The organism is Microbacterium sp. UBA3394 (genome assembly GCF_002358725.1).
GTDB lineage: Bacteria > Actinomycetota > Actinomycetes > Actinomycetales > Microbacteriaceae > Microbacterium > Microbacterium luteum.
Genome location: NZ_DEPK01000220.1, coordinates 1 through 3,705, shown reverse-complemented (window position 1 = coordinate 3,705; position 3,705 = coordinate 1). Strand labels below are relative to the sequence as shown.

Annotated in this window: 5 protein-coding genes; 4 read left to right on the top strand and 1 reads right to left on the bottom strand. The window is 70.5% G+C overall.

What is annotated here, in order from left to right; all coding sequences use genetic code 11:
- The 4 genes from B4E30_RS13480 to ndk all read left to right on the top strand — a co-directional run.
- Positions 1 to 1,110 (top strand): class I tRNA ligase family protein (locus B4E30_RS13480; RefSeq protein WP_286795587.1); only part of this gene is annotated, 1,110 nt, incomplete at its 5' end.
- Positions 1,107 to 2,462 (top strand): bifunctional folylpolyglutamate synthase/dihydrofolate synthase, encoded by a 1,356-nt coding sequence (locus B4E30_RS13475; protein ID WP_194385247.1) that lies wholly within the window; start codon positions 1,107 to 1,109, stop codon positions 2,460 to 2,462. The genes B4E30_RS13480 and B4E30_RS13475, both read left to right, overlap by 4 nt.
- Positions 2,455 to 2,853, top strand: a complete 399-nt coding sequence (locus B4E30_RS13470; RefSeq protein ID WP_286795586.1) for a DUF4233 domain-containing protein — start codon at positions 2,455 to 2,457, stop codon at positions 2,851 to 2,853. The genes B4E30_RS13475 and B4E30_RS13470 overlap by 8 nt, the downstream gene beginning before the upstream one ends.
- Positions 2,854 to 3,267 carry a nucleoside-diphosphate kinase gene (gene ndk / locus B4E30_RS13465; RefSeq protein WP_071043319.1) on the top strand — a complete coding sequence of 138 codons (414 nt, stop codon included), beginning with the start codon at positions 2,854 to 2,856 and terminating at the stop codon, positions 3,265 to 3,267.
- 63 nt (positions 3,268 to 3,330) lie between these two features.
- Here the strand turns inward: ndk and B4E30_RS13460 are convergent.
- Positions 3,331 to 3,705 (bottom strand): vitamin K epoxide reductase family protein (locus B4E30_RS13460; RefSeq protein WP_286795585.1); only part of this gene is annotated, 375 nt, incomplete at its 5' end.

Genomic DNA, 3,705 nt, shown 5'->3' with positions numbered 1-3,705 from the left:
CTGGCGCTCACCGGCGACCTGGTGCGCGGCGTCGCCGACGATCTCGAGGGACTGGACTCCACGACGGCGGCCGCGCGCCTGCGTGACTTCGCCGAGGTGCTGACCAACTGGTACATCCGCCGCTCGCGGGACCGGTTCTGGGTGGGCGTGACCGACGATCCCGCCAGCAGAGACGCCTTCGACACGCTGTACACGGTGCTCGAGACCCTCGCGCGGGTTGCGGCGCCCCTGCTGCCGCTGGTGTCGGAGCACGTCTGGAAGGGCGTGACCGGCGGACGCAGCGTGCATCTGCAGGACTGGCCGGATGCCTCGGCCTTCGCCCCGGCGGCCGACATCCGCTCGGCGATGGATGCCGTGCGCGAGGTCTCGAGCGCGGCGAACGCCCTGCGAAAGCGCGAGGGGCTTCGCGTGCGGCTTCCGCTCGCGGCGCTGACGGTCGTCGTGCGAGACGCCGCCGCGCTGGTGCCGTTCGAGGCGATTCTGCGCGAGGAGCTGAACGTCAAGGCCGTCGAACTGATCGAGCTCGACGAGGCCGTCGCCGAGCGGTACGGCATCAGCCGTCGGCTGAGCGTGAACGCCCGAGCCGCCGGCCCGCGACTGGGCAGACGCGTTCAACACGTGATCGCCGGCGCCAGAGCCGGCGTCTGGGAGGAGATCGACGGCGCGGTGGTCGTGGACGGCATCGCGCTCGAAAGCGGCGAGTACGACCTCACGCTGGAGGCGGGAGGCGTCGCCGAGGGCGTGGCCATCTCGCTGCTTGCCGACGGCGGCTTCGTCCTGCTGGACACCGTCACGACCCCCGAGCTGGAGGCGGAGGGACTGGCCCGCGACATGATCAGGGCGGTTCAGGAGACCCGCAAGGCGGCAGGATTCGAGGTGAGCGACCGCATCCGCCTGGAGCTGCTGTTCGCCGACGCGGGCGATCTGGCCAAGGTGGAGTCGGCGTTCGAGATCGCCGACGTCGCCGGCGAGACGCTCGCCCGTGAGCACGTCCTCGGGGACACCGCGACCGGATCGTCGATGGAGTTCGAGACCACCGTGACCGCGGGCACCTATGCGAACGCCGGCGTCGTCACGGTCCGCGTTTCCCGGATGGAGGCGATTCGATGACCGATCGGGAAAGAGCGGACGCCGTTTACGCGGCGCTTCTGGACCGCGCCGGCGAGCGATGGGTGCAGCCGCGGATCGAGCGCACTCAGCGGGTGCTCGACCTGCTCGACAATCCGCAGCGCACCTATCGCGTGGTGCACATCACGGGCACGAACGGAAAGACCTCGACAGCCCGCATGATCGAGGCGCTCGTGCGTGCGCACGGGCTCCGCACCGGCCTGTTCACGAGTCCCCACCTCGACCGCTTCACCGAGCGCATCCTGGTCGACGGTGAGCCGATCCACGACGCGGCCGTCGCCGACGCCTGGGACGAGATCGATCCCTTCGTGGGGATGATCGATGCCGAACTCGTCGCCGAGGGGGAGGACCCGCTGACGTTCTTCGAGCTCCTGACGGTGCTCGCGTTCGTCGCTTTCGCCGATGCCCCCGTCGACGTGGCGGTCATCGAAGTCGGCATGGGGGGCTCGTGGGACTCCACCAACACCGCCGACGGCGACGTGGCTGTGCTCACTCCGGTGGGCATGGACCACGCCGACCGCCTCGGCGAGACCCCGGCCGAGATCGCGACCGTGAAGGCCGGGATCGTGAAGGACGGCGCGCTGGTTGTCTCCGCGCGGCAGGACCCCGAGGTGGAGGCGGTCATCCGCGCCGCGGCCATCGCGCGCGGTGCCAGGGTCGCGTTCGAGGGTCGCGAATTCGCCCTGACCGAGGCTCGGCTCGCCGTCGGTGGCCAGCAGCTGACCGTGCAGGGACTCGCGGGACGCTACGAGGGGGCGTACCTGCCGGTGTACGGGTCGCATCAGGGGCGAAACGCCGCTCTGGCGATCGCCGCCGTCGAGATGCTTCTCGGTGCCGGCGGACGGGCGATCGCGGAGGACGTGCTCGCCGAGGCGCTGACCGTCGTCACCTCTCCGGGCCGGCTGCAGCTGCTCGGCACCGCGCCGACCGTGCTCGTCGACGCGGCCCACAACCCTCACGGCGCCGCAGCGCTGGCCACCGCGCTGCGCGAGTCCTTCGCGTTCGAGGAGTGGGGCGTGGTGCTCGGCGTGCTCGCCGACAAGGATGCCGCCGGCATCGTCGCGGCCCTCGCACCGATCGCCACGCGCGTCTTCGTGACCGCGCCCGCCTCGGACCGCGCCGGTGACCCGGATGCCCTGGCTGATCTCGCGGAGGCCGCGGGGCTGGACGTCACCGTGCACGGTGATCTTCCGTCCGCCGCCGACGAGGCCCGGGCCTGGGCGGTCGAGTCCGCTCAGCGTGCAGTGGTCATCGCGGGCTCGGTGGTGCTCGCCGGCGAAGCGATCGCGGTATCGGTCGCCGAGGGATGGAAGCGCGGTGGCGCCGATGCGTGAGCCCCGAGTGAGGCGTTCGCGAGGAGCGGCCGAGTCGCTCGGGGCGGTGGTGCTCGGATTCGAATCGATCATCGTCTTCCTCGGTGGACTGGTCGTGTTCGGGCTGCGCGCCCTCCCGGGGTCGATCCCGCCCTGGTGGGGGATCGTCGGCGGCACGATCGTCGCACTGGCGATGGTCGTCACCGCTGGTCTCCTGCGGTACCGCGCCGGCATCGTGCTGGGGTGGGCCCTTCAGGTCGTCGTCGTCCTCGGCGGATTCCTCGTTCCCGCGCTGGTGCTGGTCGGTCTCGTTTTCGGAGCGATGTGGGCGTATGCGACCATCAAGGGGGCGGCGCTGGACCGCCGGAACGCCTCGCGTGCCGCAGACGCGGAACCCACGAACGGAGACTGAATGGCCACCGAAGAAACCCTCGTCCTCGTCAAGCCCGACGGCGTCGCCCGCGGTCTCACCGGCGTGATCCTCGCCCGGATCGAAGCGAAGGGTTACGCGCTGGTCGACCTGCGCCTGGTCGAGCCCGAGCGCGAGCGTCTCGAGCGCCATTACGCCGAGCATGAGGGCAAGCCCTTCTACGAGCCGCTGCTCGAGTTCATGATGTCGGGCCCCTCCGTGGCCATCCGGGTCGCCGGCAACCGGGTCATCGAAGGGTTCCGCTCGCTCGCGGGAACGACCGACCCGACCACGGCTGCACCCGGCACGATCCGCGGCGACCTCGGCCGCGACTGGGGCCTGAAGGTGCAGCAGAACCTCGTGCACGGGTCTGACAGCCCCGAGTCGGCTGCCCGAGAACTCGCCATCTGGTTCTGACCCTCTCCCCAGCCCGACGAAGGCGCCGCATCCCTCTGGGGATCGGCGCCTTCTCGCTGCAGCTCAGCCGAAGATCGTCTGGAAGATGTTCGGAAGGGCGTTCAGCTGCACCTGAGCCAGCAGCACGACGACCGCATAGCTGAGGATCGCCATCAGCGGCACCCAGGCCATGAGGCCTGCGGCGGCCTTGCGCACGCGCGCAGGAACCGGTGCGACGCCTGACCGCAGCAGATGGATCGTCACCGCATAGAACGACGGGATCGTCACCGCCCAGGTCACCATGCACCACGGGCACAGCGTGCCGAGGTCGAAGATGCTCTGCGCGATCAACCAGACGACGAACCCGAACGCGAACGCCATGCCCGCCCAGAAGCACCACCAGAACCAACGCGCGAAGCGCGCTCCGGCGAGGACCGCCGCGCCGACGACGATCGGTGC

Coding starts and splice junctions, on each gene's coding strand:
- B4E30_RS13475 (WP_194385247.1), top strand. CDS start 1,107: ATGACCGATCGGGAAAGAGCGGACGCCGTTTACGCGGCGCTTCTGGAC.
- B4E30_RS13470 (WP_286795586.1), top strand. CDS start 2,455: ATGCGTGAGCCCCGAGTGAGGCGTTCGCGAGGAGCGGCCGAGTCGCTC.
- ndk (WP_071043319.1), top strand. CDS start 2,854: ATGGCCACCGAAGAAACCCTCGTCCTCGTCAAGCCCGACGGCGTCGCC.